Annotated in this window: 11 protein-coding genes; 3 read left to right on the top strand and 8 right to left on the bottom strand. The window is 43.2% G+C overall.

What is annotated here, in order from left to right; translation table 11 throughout:
* Positions 1–70: 70 nt before the first annotated feature.
* The 8 genes from NSQ20_RS17020 to NSQ20_RS16985 form a co-directional block, all read right to left on the bottom strand.
* Complete coding sequence (locus NSQ20_RS17020; RefSeq protein ID WP_340030396.1) at positions 71–1,681, bottom strand: response regulator; 1,611 nt, start codon at positions 1,679–1,681, stop codon at positions 71–73.
* Entirely contained in the window at positions 1,681–3,420 is a 1,740-nt protein-coding gene (locus NSQ20_RS17015) for a histidine kinase (protein WP_076327535.1), read from the bottom strand. The genes NSQ20_RS17020 and NSQ20_RS17015 overlap by 1 nt, the downstream gene beginning before the upstream one ends.
* A 93-nt stretch (positions 3,421–3,513) precedes the next feature.
* Positions 3,514–5,100 carry an extracellular solute-binding protein gene (locus NSQ20_RS17010; RefSeq protein ID WP_036671349.1) on the bottom strand — a complete coding sequence of 529 codons (1,587 nt, stop codon included), beginning with the start codon at positions 5,098–5,100 and terminating at the stop codon, positions 3,514–3,516.
* A 65-nt stretch (positions 5,101–5,165) separates the two neighbouring features.
* Positions 5,166–6,035, bottom strand: a complete 870-nt coding sequence (locus tag NSQ20_RS17005) for a carbohydrate ABC transporter permease (RefSeq protein ID WP_076210617.1) — start codon at positions 6,033–6,035, stop codon at positions 5,166–5,168.
* A gap of 13 nt (positions 6,036–6,048) precedes the next feature.
* Positions 6,049–6,996, bottom strand: a complete 948-nt coding sequence (locus NSQ20_RS17000) for an ABC transporter permease subunit (protein ID WP_036671347.1) — start codon at positions 6,994–6,996, stop codon at positions 6,049–6,051.
* A gap of 200 nt (positions 6,997–7,196) precedes the next feature.
* On the bottom strand, positions 7,197–7,952 hold the full coding sequence (locus tag NSQ20_RS16995; protein ID WP_076317814.1) for a class I SAM-dependent methyltransferase: 756 nt from the start codon (positions 7,950–7,952) through the stop codon (positions 7,197–7,199).
* Between the two features lie 20 nt (positions 7,953–7,972).
* On the bottom strand, positions 7,973–10,258 hold the full coding sequence (locus tag NSQ20_RS16990) for a DEAD/DEAH box helicase (protein WP_076317815.1): 2,286 nt from the start codon (positions 10,256–10,258) through the stop codon (positions 7,973–7,975).
* A 116-nt stretch (positions 10,259–10,374) separates the two neighbouring features.
* Positions 10,375–12,675 (bottom strand): stalk domain-containing protein, encoded by a 2,301-nt coding sequence (locus NSQ20_RS16985; protein ID WP_340017482.1) that lies wholly within the window; start codon positions 12,673–12,675, stop codon positions 10,375–10,377.
* Between the two features lie 232 nt (positions 12,676–12,907).
* Here NSQ20_RS16985 and NSQ20_RS16980 point away from each other — a divergent pair, with 232 nt between their 5' ends.
* Genes NSQ20_RS16980 through NSQ20_RS16970 form a run of 3 tightly spaced genes read left to right on the top strand, consistent with a single transcriptional unit; the run spans position 12,908 to position 16,570 of the window.
* The gene (locus NSQ20_RS16980) at positions 12,908–14,371 is read left to right on the top strand and encodes a spore germination protein (RefSeq protein ID WP_340030395.1); all 1,464 of its coding nucleotides are present in this window, start codon (positions 12,908–12,910) and stop codon (positions 14,369–14,371) included.
* Positions 14,364–15,452, top strand: coding sequence for an endospore germination permease (locus NSQ20_RS16975; RefSeq protein ID WP_340030394.1), 1,089 nt, complete (start codon positions 14,364–14,366; stop codon positions 15,450–15,452). Before NSQ20_RS16980 ends, NSQ20_RS16975 begins: the two co-directional genes overlap by 8 nt.
* The gene (locus tag NSQ20_RS16970) at positions 15,449–16,570 is read left to right on the top strand and encodes a Ger(x)C family spore germination protein (RefSeq protein WP_340030393.1); all 1,122 of its coding nucleotides are present in this window, start codon (positions 15,449–15,451) and stop codon (positions 16,568–16,570) included. The genes NSQ20_RS16975 and NSQ20_RS16970 overlap by 4 nt, the downstream gene beginning before the upstream one ends.
* Positions 16,571–16,681 lie beyond the last annotated feature (111 nt).

Here is a 16,681-nt window from a genome sequence, read left to right as displayed (position 1 = left end):
TTTTGACCCCTTTTTTTTTACAGGATTTTGCGAAAAAATCATACATTTTTTTGTATCCTTATTTGAATTCCTACCGTGTCATTTTTATCCGATATTGCTTAGGTGTATCCCCCGTATATTCTTTAAAAAGTTTGCAAAAGTACCCTTCATTGACGATGCCTACTTCCTCGCACAATTCCAATAATGAATAATCTCGAACGTTTAACAACTCGAGGGCGAGATGGATTTTTTTACGGTTAATGTAGCTGATCACGCCTTCATTCATTGTTTTTTTGAATAAGCTACTAAAATACGATGGTGCTAAATTCACTTCCTCGGCAATTGCCTCCAACGTTAAACGTTGTTTCAGGTTTGTCTCTATATAATGCATAGCACTCATAATTTCAGCACGATGTAATAGTTGGCCCGCGTGTACGTATTCAAATGTGAAGTCGCCAATATAGGCGAGCTGCTCCTGAAATGCCATAAATTCCATGGGGAAGTCTGGAACTTCCGTGGCCATCTTATTCCCTGATTTAAATTTCACGGTAATGTCTCTGTACAAATCTCTAATCATTGGCGCCATGATGGACTTGTGGATTTTATGGTCCGTAATAAATTGCGACAGATCGGCAAGTGCATTGTCCAGCTCTTCCTTGGAAATCTTTCGTTTCAGCCGTATAAGAAAATCAGCCAGCTTCTGCTGAAAATCTGCTTTTTTGTCATTATGATATTGGAACCGATGCATCGGTGTTTTTACGACTTTTTCGGTATGATAATAGAAGTCTTCACTCACATTTTTAGCTTCCGTGTACGCCTGTTTGATCGATTCCCAGCCTCGATGCGGACTTCCAAAAGCGACAGACACCCTTTTATTCAAATATTGATGCAAATGAGAGATGATCTGCCCTCCCAAGGATAGGCAAGCATATTCCGTTTCCATATCACTGCGGTTATTTTCCCAGGATAAAAAACCAATAAAACGATTATCCGACAGATCCGCAGCTACCCCACTACTACCATTCATCACCGTTTCTTCGATGATATTTGTTATCGCATACTTCAAGATGTTTTGATCTGAGGCCGCGTATTCGTTTCGAAAACTTTCATACGTATTCATCTCAACGATGAAGCAGCAATAGTTGGATTGAAAGAAATGAAACTGCATGCGATTGGCAAAATCCGATGCCCGATGAGAAGGAATTTCACCTCGGATCAATTCGTTAAAAAATTGCTTGCGGACTCTGTATTTATTTTCAAGCACGGATACGTTTAATGAGTGAAATTCCGCTTCTTTTTTCTCGAACTCATTTAAAATTCCGGCTGCCTTATCCAACGCTCGATTCAAATCGGCTTCCCTCAGCGGAACCTTTACAATGTACTCCAATACGTTGGCTTGAATCGCTCGCTGAGCGTATTCGAAGGATGAATAGGCGGTCAAAAGTATGTATTGGGTATGGGGGAGCTCCGCCTTGAGCTGCTCAATCATGGAGATGCCATCCATACGCGGCATTACAATATCGGATATGACGATATCCGGTTTAAGTTTTATGATCTCCTCGATCCCATTCAGCCCATTATTCGCTTTTCCCACCAGAACAAATCGTCGATCCCTATGAGAGAGCTCATTAAAAAACAATTCCAATCGTTGAATGATCAGGTCTTCATCGTCAACAATGAAGCAGGTATAGTCTCTCCCCATTATGCATCTCCTTTTGGCAATTCTGCCGGGAATACAGCGCGTATACGGGTTATTTCCTTAGGTATGCTAATGATATCCAGCCCGAATTGATCTCCATAGTGGAGTCTTATTCGCCCATGAATATTGTTCAGCCCGATTCGTTTCCTTTTTACTTCCTCTTCACTCGGTTCTGAGATTAAAATATGCTTTATTTTATCAGCTGGAATTCCCTCACCTTGATCAATAACTTCGATGATGACGATGCCGTCCTCCCTGTACGCATGAATCGTAATTGGCCCCTCAATTCCCCCTCCGTTATAACCATGGAAGATACTATTCTCCACAAGGGGCTGTAACAGCATTCGGAAAACCAGAAAATCCATCAGTCCTGCTTCAATATCTTCAATCAAGTGGAAGTTTCGGTTATACCGAATGTTCTGGATCTCGATATAGTCCGCTACATTGCGTAATTCCTGGCGTAGGGAAACCTTCTCAGAAGCATCGTCTATCCCGTACTCCAATAATGAAATGAGCGATCCGATCACCACATCTACTTTCTCTATTTGTCCGAGACGTATCACATTGCTGATCGAACCAAGTGTGTTATACAGAAAATGTGGGTTTATTTGAGACTGTAACACCTGGATTTCCAGCTTCCGCTCAAGTTCATTATGAAGCTCGGCCCGGCGAATCAGTTCCACAATTTGCTGTAACATACGATCGAATGCTCGTGAAAGATCTCCAAACTCATCGTTTCGATTAATGGTTATTGTTGTTGTGAGGATGCCTTGCTCTACCTGCTTCATTTTTGTTTTGAGCGTATAAAGTGGTTTTCTTATATATTTGGCAACCAAAAAAGAAATGAACAAACTTAAAAGAAGACCTGCAGCGAGCAACTCGAGGTAATAGGTTTCCAATCTGGACAACGCTGCTTTTAAGCGTGATTCATCGTTGATCGAGATGATGGTCCAGTTGAATTTCTCCGTTGGTTTTTTCAAAAGGGAGACCGGAATACCATCGTTGGTAAACAGTTGAAGGTTTGTTTCTGTCGTATCCAGAATTTCTTCCGCTGACGTCTCTCCGATCGAAAAAGAATGATCTTGAATATTCAGAGGTCCTTTATTTTCAGAAAATCCGGCAATGATCTTACCTGACGCAGTGATCAGAGCCAGATTCATTTGTTCCTGTTTATTAATCTTGAACAAGGTTTCTTCAATGGCATTTAGATCCAAATCAACCGCAATGGCCATAGGAAACGGAGCACCGTTCAGATATCGAACCATCGTAACGGTCCAGCCAGAATACTTCGATTTGTAAGGTTCACTAACAAAGGTAGTCCTTCTATTTTTGTCAGCCGCATCAAATAAAGGTGCTCTTTCAGATAAAGGTTCATCGAATATTCGAGTAGGTGTACTTCCACCCAGAATGGATAAATCACTTTTGATCAAATAAATATTACTGACATAAATACTGTTGAGTTCATACAGCTCTCTTAATTGCTTTTTAATCACTTCGGTATTGTTAATGTTGGCTTTCACTGATGTTTCAACTGAGAAGAGAATCGTCTGGAAGGAGGAAAAATTAACGGTAAAATACTGGTCAACCTTGTCTAATATTTGATTGGTGTAAAAAATGTCATTGGTTCTTATTTCCTTTTGGACATAGCGATAAGACAATTGGCTTATCAAGATGATGCAGCCTAATACAAAGGCAAACACGATAAAAAATAATTTTAAAGGCAAGCTGATTCTTCTTCGCATCCATCATCTTCCTTTTAGTCCCGTTTTAAACTAAGAATAGCATATGCTAATAAAGAGAGGGGCTACGAATAGCCACTCTCTCTTCGTTTATTTTTACTTGATAAGGCCGGCTTCTTTAAATTGCTGGATTGCTGTTTCCTTATATTTCTGCATGTCAAACTTGGTATCCAGCGTCTGGAGGAAATTGTCCCAGTTGGAAAGAGGCTCTTTGCCCGTCATAAATTTAACCAAGCTTTCATTAATGAAACGTGTGCGGTCAGCATCCAAGGTATCGCTAGGGTCAGGGGTCAATAAATTTCCGGGCAGCGTTGGCCCCACATATTGCTGATTGTCCTTGAAAGCTTCCGCTGTCTTCGGATTCTGGAAGCTGAAGTACTCCGCATCATCACCACGGCGCGGCATTCTATAATGATCGACCCACAGGTACTTCTCTTTCATTTCCTTTGATAATTCGGAGGTTTTATTTTTGATCTTGCCGTCTACAACATCCCAATGGATGCCTTTGATTCCGTATGCAAAGTTTGGATAAGCTTCTTCATCCGTAAAGAGATAATTCAGCATGGACAAGATCCGAATGATTTTATCCTCGTCCGCTTTTGCGGATATGGCCCATGAATTGCCCTGGAACGATTTTCTCTCTACAATTTGATCCCCGTAAGGACCTTTCATCGGAGGAATAACGATCCATTCCGGCACCTCGCCACTAATTTCTTTCATTTTCTGCTGATAGTCCGGCTCCAGTCTGCGAGCATCTCTGATCATGAAGCCAACTCTACCCTTAAACATCTTTTGGTCCAACAGATCAGGCGAATTCATCGTCACCCAGTCCGGGTCAACCACCTTGGCTGCCATCATTTTATTAATGTAAGCAAGCGCCTCTTTCATTTTGGGATCGATAAACAGAAATACCGGTTCATTATCTTTTATCTCAACGGCTGAAGGAGGATTGACGCCAAACATCCACATCAAGCTATCAAAGCCATAGGTTTGCAGATTACCTTCTTTATTCATACCACCGATGAATCCGTACGTATCGTTTTTGCCATTCCCGTCCGGATCTTTCTCTGTAAAGGCTTTCATAACTTCAAACAACTCATCAGGTGTCGTTGGTACCTCCATATTCAGCTTTTTCAGCCAATCGTTTCGGATGAAGAAGCTTCGACTGATACCGTTTACATTATCATAGCCTGGAACTCCAATGGTTTTTCCTTGATAGGACATTGCCTCCCATGAGTCGGTGCCAAACCGTTTCTGTAGTTCAGGGAATTGGTCCATATACGGTGTTAAATCCGCAAGAACTCCTTGGTCGTAATATTGCGCAAGGTCAGCACGACTTTTCAAGAAGATCAGGTCTGGAATATCCCCGCCTGCAATGAGTGTATTCAGTTTGGTTGTTGCTTGACCCGCTTGAGGAATCATCATCTCCAAGTCGATGTTCATCTCTTCTTCCAACATTTGGCGTTGAATATCTTCATCACGTGGAGGTACCGGAGCAGCAGCATTAAAAGTGCCTTGGTTAAACATTGAGATTTTCATTTTGGTTGCAAACTGGCCAGACTGGCCTTGCGAATTACTCGAAGTTGTCGATGTAACTTCTTCATTTCCCCCACATCCTGACAAAAGCGTTCCAAGTCCTAAGATTGCCGACAGAATAGCAAATGAAATCTTTTTACGCTGCATATTGACCTCTCCTTTGCTTGTATATTATCACGGTTTCCCCGTAATAAGTTAGGTTGGAACACCTTTTATCCTTTAACGGATCCCAGGAGTACACCTTTGGTAAAATGCTTTTGCAAAAATGGATAAACGATCAATATCGGGACTGTAGTTACAACTACTGTAGCCATCTGCACAGCGAACGTACTGACAGCCCCGGAATTGGCGAGCGAATCAGCGCTTTGAGTTGCGACGTTAAGCAGGATGTTGCGCAAAATCACTTGAAGTGGCATGTAGTTGGAATCATTGATATATACAATAGCATCAAAATAACTGTTCCAATGCCCGACTGCGTAAAATAAGGAAATGGTGGACAGGACGGGTAAGGACAGGGGTAAAATGATCCGCCATAACGTCTGAAGTTCACTGGCACCGTCTACCCTCGCTGATTCCTCGATTTCACCAGGTAATTGCTCAAAAAAACCTTTAATAATCACCAGATTAAATGCACTAATGAGATTTGGAATAATCAATACCCAAGGACTGTTTAACAATCCCAGAGAGCGGATTAGTAAATATGTCGGAATTAAACCCCCACTGAACATCATGGTAAACACAATGAAGAGTAAAAATGGACTTCTTCCGGGCAAATATTTTTTGGATAACGGGTAGGCCGCGATTACCGTAAAAAACACGTTTAACGCAGTGCCTACAATCGTTCGAAATAACGTAATTTTATACGCCTGCCAGATCCCATGCGAGATGAATACTTCTTTATAGGCCAGAAAGGTAAAGGATTCTGGTATAATCACAATCCCTCTTCTTAATACTTCCGATTCTGGCGTTACGGAGACAGCAACCACATATAGAAAGGGCAGCACGCACAGTAGGGATAACAAAATAAGAATTACATAAACGACGGTTTGCCAGACTTTTTCACCGATTGTCATATGGATCATTCTAAAGACCACCTCACCAGATTTGCCCATCGAATTTTTTGGCGAGCTTGTTTGCTGCCAACACTAAAGCAAATCCGATGACAGCTTTAAACAATCCTACAGCAGTAGCCAAGCCAATCTTAAGACGCTCCAACCCTTCCCGGTATACCCATGTGTCGATAATATCGATCTTCTCTTGGTTAAAGGTGTTGGCAAACATGAATATTTGGTCAAAACCTGCATCCAGGATATGGCTTAATTTAAGAATCAGCATCAGAATAATGACTCCTCGAATACCAGGTAACGTGATATGCCAAAGCTGTCTCCATTTGGATGCACCATCCATTCGAGCCGCTTCATATAAGCTTGGATCGATTCCTGCCAAGGCGGCAAGGTACAAAATCGCCCCCCATCCAATATCCTTCCATACTTCAGATAAGATGATCAGCATTCTGCCCCAGGCAGGTTCCGTTAGAAACGAGATGGGTTCAACACCAAAATCCTTCAAAATCATGTTAAAGAGACCATCGCCTGGGGCTAGTAATGCTACCATAATTCCATACACAATGACCCATGATAGAAAATGAGGCAAATAAGTGATCGTCTGTACGATTTTCTTAAACCATTGGCTATACACTTCATTGAGGAGTAAAGCAAGCACGATGGGCGCGGAGAAACCAAACAATAGCTTATACAACGATATGACGATCGTATTTTTCATGATGTCCCAGAAATAAACGCCGTTCATAAAATCGGTAAAATTTTTGAATCCCACCCATGGGCTATCCCATAGTCCCAAAGCTAGGTTGTAGTTTTTAAAAGCAATCATAATTCCCGCCATAGGAATGTATTTGAATACCGCAAAGTAAATTAAAGCTGGTAATAAGAGAGCATACATCACTTTGTGCTTTTGTATCGTCCTTATCCATGTCTTTCGCTTTTTGGAGATGGGAATGGCGTCCGCTGCCAATTTTGCTTGCATTTCATCACCTCGTCTTTGTTTGTATTTGTATAATAGCACCCGCCTATCGGATAAATTTCTGAAATATCAAGAATTTCTTATAAGATTTTAAGGAAGTGTGCCAGGGCTCGTTCCAACAGCTAATCCCGGCAACTGAGACAAGAACTTGTTCTGCTAAAATAAAAAAAAGCCGCTATAATAGCGACTTTCAAATGCCGTATTTATACTTCTCCCCAAAAAATCTCAGTTTCATAATCGAATTCAACAAGACCATTTTGATTATTTTTATCAAATAAATTCCGTAGTTCTGTCATCATTGGATCGTAATTTGCATGCCCGGGTACAGGGCTGTAAGAAGATGATAACAACCGGCCTTTCAATCCCTCGAAATCGAACTCCTGACTCATTTTGAATCGCATTTCATGCATTGAACCTTCCATGAAAAAAGAGAGAAGCATCGCCTGAGAAATATTTTTATGATTAACTTTTTCGTAGTCGGTTCCATATGTATGGAGCAGTTGATTGTACTCTTCACGAAATGGAGTACCGTTAGTAAGACGTGAATTCCAGATGAGTATTACTTTCCCACCCGGCTGTAGAATTCTGCGAAACTCGATTTGGGCTGCGGAGCGATCAAACCAGTGAAATGCCTGAGCGCAGACAATAAAATCAACCGACTGATCAGGTAATCCTGTAGATTCTGCAGAACCTGATGTACTCTGAAATTTCGGATTACTTTCTAACATTTGCTCGGCGGCTTCCCGCATTGCCTGATTTGGCTCCACCGCGATTACATAGCTTCCGCGTTCCAGAAGTAGTTTTGAGATGATGCCAGTGCCTGAACCGATGTCTGCTATATTACTGCTCACACGTAAACCAACGACGTCGTACAAATAGTCAATAGCCTCTTTTGGATAACTCGGGCGGTATTTCAAATACGAATCGACCCGGCTCGAAAACCGTTCTCTATTGTTCATCGATCGTCACGCTCCCATCACTATTTTGACATCCTATATACTGGCTTCAGTAATAGCTTCAAAATCTTACTGCCCCAAAAAGCAAATACCGTCGTTCCGGTCCATGAGCTGCGCTTATCTTGGCTGTATTGATCGTTGATCATATAGGTTCGAGTCGAAATAGGACTCTTCAGACCGAACTGTTCCCATTTCTCGGGATCATTCGAACCTCCAAGTTTTCTAAGCATATTTGCCGACTCATGATCTATTTTAGCCGGAATTTGCTCGAATGCTTGGGTGATTTGCGTATGAAACTCGTCGATTGGGTTACGACTGGTAATGCTCTCGAGATGAATGCTTTCACGAATGTAAGAAACAAATGCCAGATGGTCAGCCCAGAACTCGTCGATATAAAAAAGCCGTACACGCCGCTCCGATGGACTCATCAGTCTCTCAGCTTTCAAAATTCCGAGCCGTTCTTCATATAGAATTCGCCTCTGATCCTCCACCATATCCGAATAACAGTTCAATTCCCGCTGAATATCGAAGTTTTGACCTATAATAACGCGCTGGACATGCTCGATTTTGCTGTGGAGCGCCGGATCATGAAGAACCTCGTCCTGATTTGGAGCGCGAAACAGTTTATGAATGCCAAAGCGAAGCATCAACTCGTCCTCCAGGCTAATATAAAATACGGAAGACCCAGGGTCACCTTGGCGGCCGCAACGTCCGCGCAACTGGTCGTCAATCCGCATGCTTTCGTTCACATATGTACCTATCACGTATAATCCGCCCAGTTTGGCAACCACTTCTGCCTGTGCGGGATTACCGCCACCGAGACGAATATCGACGCCGCGCCCTGCCATATTCGTAGATACCGTTACCGCGCCTATTTCTCCCGCTTTAGCGATGATTTCGGCTTCTTTTGCATCGTTTTTTGCATTCAGAACCTGGCAAGGTACGCCAGCAATGGTAAGCGCCTCCGCGAGCATATCAGATTCCTCGACGCTTGACGTACCAATAAGAATGGGGCGTCCTACCCTATGGACGGAAGAGATTTCTTGTACAAGCGCCTTATATTTGGCTTCTTTATGGGTGTAAATTCGGTGTTTGTGATCGATCCGTATGTTTGGCTGGTTTGGCGGTATTTGCACGACTTGCAGCGCATAGATATCCTCAAATTCCATTGCTGAAGCATGCGCCGTAGCCGTCATTCCGCAAATTCCCGAATACAGGCTAATAAAATGTTGAATAGTGATCGTGCCGAGAATTCTCCCACCGGCCTTCCACTGCAACCCTTCTTTTGCCACCAGCGCAGCTTGTAGCCCGTCTGGCAAATACCTGTTCTCGGCCACGCGTCCGGTGTGTTCTTCGATTAGCTCGATTACACCGTCCCTGACGATGTAATCAACGTCTTTTTTTAATAACGATTCCACATGCAGCGCACAATTCAATGACGTTAACCAATGACTGTTATGGCTATCGTACAAATTGCCACATCCCAGCAGCAACTCTGCTTTTGCAGCACCCGCTTCATTCAAGTAAACGTTCCGCTGGAACTCGTCAAAATCGTAATGCTCTCCTGGCTGCAGCTGCCGGGCCACTTCTGCGAAAAGAACGCCATCACTTTTGGAAGCACTCGAATCGCCACTAATGACTAACGGCACTCGTGCTTCATCAAGAAGCAATGAATCTGCTTCATCGACGATGACGTAATGGAAAGGACGATGCACGGTATCAGCTTCATTAAATGCGATTGTGTCGCGCAAATAATCGAACCCTGCTTCTTTAGCTGTAACATAGGTTATGTCCTTGGCGTAAGCTTCCCGTTTCTCGAATAGGCTCATGCCCGATTGAACCGAGCTTACCGTTAACCCGAGGAAGCGATAGATCGGGCCCATCCACGCCGCATCTCGATTTGCCAAGTAATCGTTAAAAGTAAGCACATGAACGCCTTTGCCTGTCAAAGCGTTGAGATAAACAGGCATAACGGCAGAGAGTGTTTTTCCTTCACCGGTATGCTGCTCGATCAAAAATCTCTCGTGCAAAGCGATAGCAGCCATAATCTGGACATCATAAGGCTGTAATCCGAGTGTTCTCTTCGCAACCTCGCAGACTAGAGCATAAGCATCAACAAGCAGATCATCCAAAGGCTTGCCTGATCTTGCTTCTTCTTGCAGCCGAAGAGATTCCGCTTGCAGGTGCTGATCATCCCAAACTTCCAAGTTCCGTTTCCTGATAAGCTCCACTTTGTCTCGATAATCCTTCAACAAACGCCGGTTATCTCGCTCTTTGAATTCACGTATCAACTTGACGACTACATTCATCGGAATTTGATTCCTCCTTAGTAGAAATAAGTTGTGAAAAGAAAAGACTCCATATGGAGTCTTTTTTGTCGATGATTAAAGTGCCACCAAACCATTCGTTATAAGAGAAACCTACATTACTTCTCCGATGGGAGTGGTGTAAAGAGCAGATTGACCGGCAGGTTGCTTCCCGGCGCGGCAGAGAATAGAATGGTTACGCTCTCTCCAGTTGACCCGGTGCGGTAAAGCACGCTTTGTTCACTTGAATTGGCAACCGCAACGTTACCATCGGCAATCGATACCAACTGATTGTTCACCAGAGCTACTCCGGAGTACTTCCCTCCACGAGGGTTAAAGGAGATAAGCGTACGTGGTGCAACATTGGTCAGCGTGATTTTGTACAATACGCCGAAATTACCCGCATTGGATGCGTCTGTGTAAGCCATCGGATCTGTTCCTACCAGATTGGGATCGCTTGAATTGTCACCAAGTGGCAGACGGGCAGGTTTGATTCCCACGTGCTCATCGTACTTTATAACGCGAGTCGCATTCGGGTACGTACCACGGTTGTGCACTCCGTCACGATCAAGCACAGGTAGCAATGGCAGAGCTTCGAACGGATCTTTATTTTCTTCCACCAGGATAACGTTATAGTCTAAGGAATAATCACTATAAGCGTCCGAATAGAGAGAGATGACTTGTCCTTCTTTCATCGGCGTTTTATTAAGTTCGGTCAAAATCAGTTTGCTTTCCCCAGGTTGAAGGTACTCTTTCTTTTGATCCGCTCCAGTCTGAATCGACTTGAACCATTTATCAATAGACAATTTCCCAGCTACGGTAGCATACGGAGTAGGTCCGGCAAAGCCCATATTCTGTTGTTCAAATACCGCTGGATTTGGATTGTTATTGGTTGCAATCACATACATTTTTACTCTTTTACCTGTATTGTTCACGTGATGAATCATGAAACGGGTCTGCCCCGAAGATGATTCTTTATATACAATGCCTTCCGTATTCACAGTTTCCGGACTGTTACTGCGGATCAGCAAACTTGGCTCATCCATGTACGTATAAGGCACTTTCTCCATCGTAGTCACTTCACCGCCGTTAAAGGTGAACTTCTGTCCTACCGGCGTGAAGAGTAAATTAAAATCGGTAAATGAATATAAGGTCTCATTGGTTATGGTGATGACTTTGGAGTACGTGTTCGTAGCACCGTGATTGTCAGTTACCGTAAGAGTCACGGTTTTTGGACCCGGTTCAAAGAACGCAAGTGAATTGTTCTCCCACGCCGCTTTAACAATATTATTTTCATCATCTGTACTTTGGTCTGTGTATGTTATTTTTTCGCCCATTTTATACTCTTCTTTATCCGTGGCGAACATGGCTACAGGAGGAAGATTAGGAGCCAAAACTTCAATCGTAGTTGAATAGGGATCGCTCCATTGACCATTGGAATCCTGTACTTGATATGAAATCGTATATGTACCTGCTTGATCAAATGAATCCTGGCGACCAGTCCAGCGTTCGTCAACGATATCCATTCCATTAGGTGAACTGGAAGAAGTCACGTAGTCTACTTGATCACCCGCAAAAATTTCCTTTTGGGAAATGGTAAAGCTTGCAACAGGTTTTGTATTAAGATTCAAAACAACCGTTTTAGCCGACTGATTCACTTTATAGGTGATGTTCAGAGCTTGAGTAATGGAAGTTAACGGCACCATGAATGTACTTTTTTGCTGATAAGCAGGGCCTTTCATCGTTCTGGTCTCTCCATTTACCGTATAGTCCTTGCTGTTAGTTTTGAATCGGAGTTCATCTTCACCACTAATAATGATGGTTTCCTTGGTTTTGTTATCATATTTGACGCCATATCCCACACGGTCAACCAGCGCACGGATTGCAACATAGGATACACCATTTTTTACAGCCATTGGCTGTCCAGCAAGATACGTTTTTCCATCCTGTTCCATTTTGTTGCTATTCATGTACAACGTCAGATTTCCACCTGCTACTGCAGGAGACGTCCCATCAACGGATGGTTGCTCTATCTGAGCAGGCGTAGCTGGCGTTTCAACCTTCTCAGGGGTTTCCTCTTGAACTACAGGTTTTGTACCCGTTTCGTTTGCAGGGGTCTCTCCCCCATCCAATGCAGGTTTCTCGATATCTGTTTTGGGTGTTGCCTCAGTGCCGGTTGAGGTTTGAGTGTCCTTGGCTTCAGTGGGCGGAGTATTGATAGATTTGTTATTGCTCTCCGTCTTCACTTCACGCTCTGCAATCGGCTGCTCTTGCTGTAACACCTCAACTGATTCTACATTGGCTGTGTTTACTGACGCGGTGTCACCTTGCGGTGCTGATTGCGCACTCACAGAACCGACTGCAAATGCTTGGAAAACGGCTAAAGCGGTAAAAATGGATAATTTCTTCTTCATATTCATGTGTTGTCTTTGGCTCCTTCTACTCTCTAGTAATGTATAACCCCTCAAAAAGTCATAGTATTAGACGCTAGATTTAGGAAAAAGTTTCTAATTGAATTGTAAATTATGGATTTTTGTGCAACTATTTTTTCAATGTTTGGTTATAAGTTCTTTGAATAAGAAGCGCCTATTGCATAATAGTCTTGATTTTGCACAAGATAATCCATGTCGCATTTTATAAAGAGGTGGATCAATGACCCCAACCAATCAGGCTTTCTCTGTATTAAAAATGAATATTTCTTATGTGGAACAGTCCCTCTACTGTACTGACGATTTGAAACAACAACAGCTTCTACTTAATGGTGTACAGAGTGTGCTTCTCTATATCGATTCACTTGTAGATCAGGAGATCATTCAAACACATGTCTTAACAGCACTGAATGGCCAAGCTCATTCGGAAATCTACCCATCGTTCACCACTTTAGAAAGTCGAAAAGATACGGATCTGCAACGTGGAATAGATTCACTTATTCAAGGGAAGTGTCTTTACATAATCGACGGGCACCCGGAGTTTTACATTCTTTCTACCGAGAAAATGTATGTCCGTAGCACAACCGAACCTGAAAACGAAGGTGTTATTCGAGGTCCGCACAATGGATTCGTAGAGCAGCTTTCCGTTAATTTGAATCTGATCCGTAGACAAATTATCAGTCCATCCTTAATCGTTCGATATTTTAACGTCGGCGAGAAGACACATACCAAAATTGCAGTTGTATATCTTCAGGACTTGGCCAATCCGGAGTTGGTGAACGAAGTAAAAGAGCGAATCACGTCCATATCTTCAGATATGGTGCTCGCTCCAGGTTTTATTGAAGAGTTTATGGAGGATAACCCCTTCTCTCTGTTTCCCCAGCAGCTCAATACAGAAAGACCTGACCGGGTTATTGCCAACTTGATGGAAGGACGTGTCGCCATACTTGCCGAAGGAAGTCCTTCAGCTCTTATCGCTCCAGTTACGTTTTTTGCTTTTTATCAAAGTCCAGATGATTACCATGGTCGCTGGATTGTCAGTTCCTTTTTACGTTTAATTCGCATGATGAGTTTTGTCATTGCTTTTACATTACCTGCTGTTTATATTGCAACCATCTCTTTTCACTCCGCTATTTTACCGATCGAACTGGCACACACAATCAAGAAATCATTGCAGAACATCCCCTTTCCTGCACTTGTAGAGGCAATGTTGCTTGAACTGATCTTTGAAGTATTAAGAGAAGCCGGGGTCCGACTTCCCAGCCGAGTGGGCCAGACCATCGGCATCGTTGGCGGTTTGGTTATCGGAGATGCTATCGTTCGTGCGGGGCTTGTATCCTATACAATGATTATTGTGGTTTCACTAACCGCTATCTCGTCGTTTTTGGTGCCTTCGCATGAGATGAGTTCGGCAGTCCGTATTCTCCGCTTTCCAATGATGATTGGAGCGGCGCTTTTTGGATATATCGGCATCGCATTTGGTCTGGTGATTCTAACCATTCACCTCTGCAAGATGGAAAACTTCGGATCGCCTTATTTTGCTCCAGTGGCCCCTTTCCGATTAGCTGACATGAAGGATGTATGGATTCGATTTCCCATCTGGGCGCTTCGCGGGCGTCCTCATGATGCCCGCCCGCAGCGGCTGAATCAGCAGAAGTTCTCTAGGAGTTGGAAAAAAAGTGAATAAGGAAACAACAATCACTCGGGGACAATTATTCTTGCTCATTTTGAAATTTGAAATTGGTGTAGATATCCTGTCCCTCCCTTACCGTATACACCTTCTCTCTAAAGGCGGTGGGTGGATCTCTGTATTCCTTGGAGGGTTCCTGATCCAACTTGTCATATTGTTGTGCTGGCTTTTGATGCGAAGATTCCCTAGTTCGTCCATTTATCACATCGTAACGCTGATTACGGGTAAATGGATTGGCAAGTTGCTGATCATTGCCTACGTTGGATATTTCCTGTTAATGGGTACTTCTGTTCTGGTGAACGCCTACAGTGTGATTAACCGCTGGATGCTGCAGGATACGCCTCGATGGGCTATATTAGCCCTCTTCTTGTTCAGCAGCATCTATTTGGTTCGACAAAAATTACGAATCATTGCCCGAGTACTTGTGCTCATCTCCTTTTTGGTCTTGCCCATGATGGTATTGATCAGTTATGGACTCAAGGAAATCAACCTGTTATATCTTTTGCCTTTAACCGAAGCAGGATGGCCCAATATTATTAGTGGATCAACCGAAACATTAATGGCTATGTTTGGATTCGAGTTTTTTCTCGTTGTGTTTCCTATGGTTGAAGGTAGCAGCGGTGGCAAACTCAAGTCTGTTGCTTTAGCAAGTGCTGTAGTCGTGGTGTTGTATGCATTCACCGTGTTCATTTGTTCAACGGCGTTCAGCCCCCAGCAACTTGACTTAATGCCTGAACCGGTCATATATCTGCTCCGCTCTATCCCACTCGGGACAATGGATCGGGCCGATTTCCTGTTCCTCCCTATCTGGTTAATTTCAATTTTTGGGGCCATATGTGGCTATTACTATACGGCATCCTATGGTATAAGTTATCTCTTCAAACAAAAACACCATAAAAAAGCGGTGCCTTATGTCGTTCTTGCTTCTTGCATAATTGCCTATCTGCCACAACAGAAGGAAAAACTTGAGTTAATTAGTACGATAGCCAACAGATCGGCATACTTTTTTCTCATGATCCTGCCTCTGCTCCTGTTGGTTCTATCTTATATAATGAAACGAAAAGAGAAGATGATATGAGTAAACAGGGGAAAATCCTCATCCTGCTGACCCTGCTCATGGTGATGACGGGATGTTGGGATCAGGATAGTTTAAAAGATGCAAGACTGGCTAATGCTTCGGCGTTTGACATCACCTCAGAGGGTGAAATTAAACAGACGCTTGAAATTGTCGATGATTCTGAGAGTCAACAAGGGAGCAGCGGTAATGAAGTCCACTCAGGTACTGGGAGATCCGTCCGTCAAAGCACGGATAGAATTCGCGCTAAAGTGACTGGTGATATCCGGTTTTTCAAATATGGGATGATCTTATACGGCAACAAACTCGCACAAAATGATATCTACCCCTACCTGGACGTCTTATATCGGGAACCCGATTACCCAACATCACATGTGAAAATTGCTATTGTGGATGGCGATGCCGGAGATCTGTTACACCAAAAAAAAGTTGGCAGCATATTGATTGGTGATTTTATTACAAAAAAAATTAAGAGTCTGGAGGAATTATGTATTTTTCCGGAAATGACGTTAGAGACCCTTCTCCCTCCCATGCTGGATCCGGGACAGGATTTTACACTGCCTTATCTATATAAGGATGGAGAGGAGATTGATGCTCGGGGAATCGCCCTGTTTCATGGGCAAAGGTTCAGTGGCAGTCTTACGACCGAACAGGCTCCTCTATACATTATTATGAGTGGGAAATGGAATAAAACAGCGCGTTTTGTCAAAAAGGTCCACCCAGGGCCTTCCAGCAACCCGCGGAACTATGTCACTTATGAAGCAAATATCGCACAAATTAAGCGCAAACTCGCGGTAAAGGTGGCAAGTGATAGCCAAATTGATGTGAACCTCCGTATCGAACTTCCAGTAACGATCGTTGAGTATGCAATGAATCATCTTCAGGAAAAAGACACAATTGAACGTCTGAACCGCAAGTTAACCGATGACATGACTCAGGACGCAGAACAAATTATCAAGACACTTCAGCAAAGTGGTTGTGATTCCTTCGGTATTGGCAGACATTTAATTGCCCATTACCCGGACTTATGGAAAACCCTAAACTGGAATAAAGAATATGCCCAAGTTCGTTTTCACCCGGAAGTAAAGGTTACAATAGTCGGCAGCGGCGTTTTAAATTAATAACATGCTGTCGTGCAATTGGGAAAGCTCTCTTCCATTTGGAAGAGAGCTTTTGACCGTTGACTTAAAAAGAAGGATTTCCTAATACCTCTAGTCGTTAAGAAGCACTTC

It is taken from the genome of Paenibacillus sp. FSL K6-1122, from assembly GCF_037977015.1.
GTDB lineage: Bacteria > Bacillota > Bacilli > Paenibacillales > Paenibacillaceae > Paenibacillus > Paenibacillus amylolyticus.
Note: the sequence above shows the minus strand (reverse complement) of the source record. Positions and strands in the feature narration are given on the sequence as shown.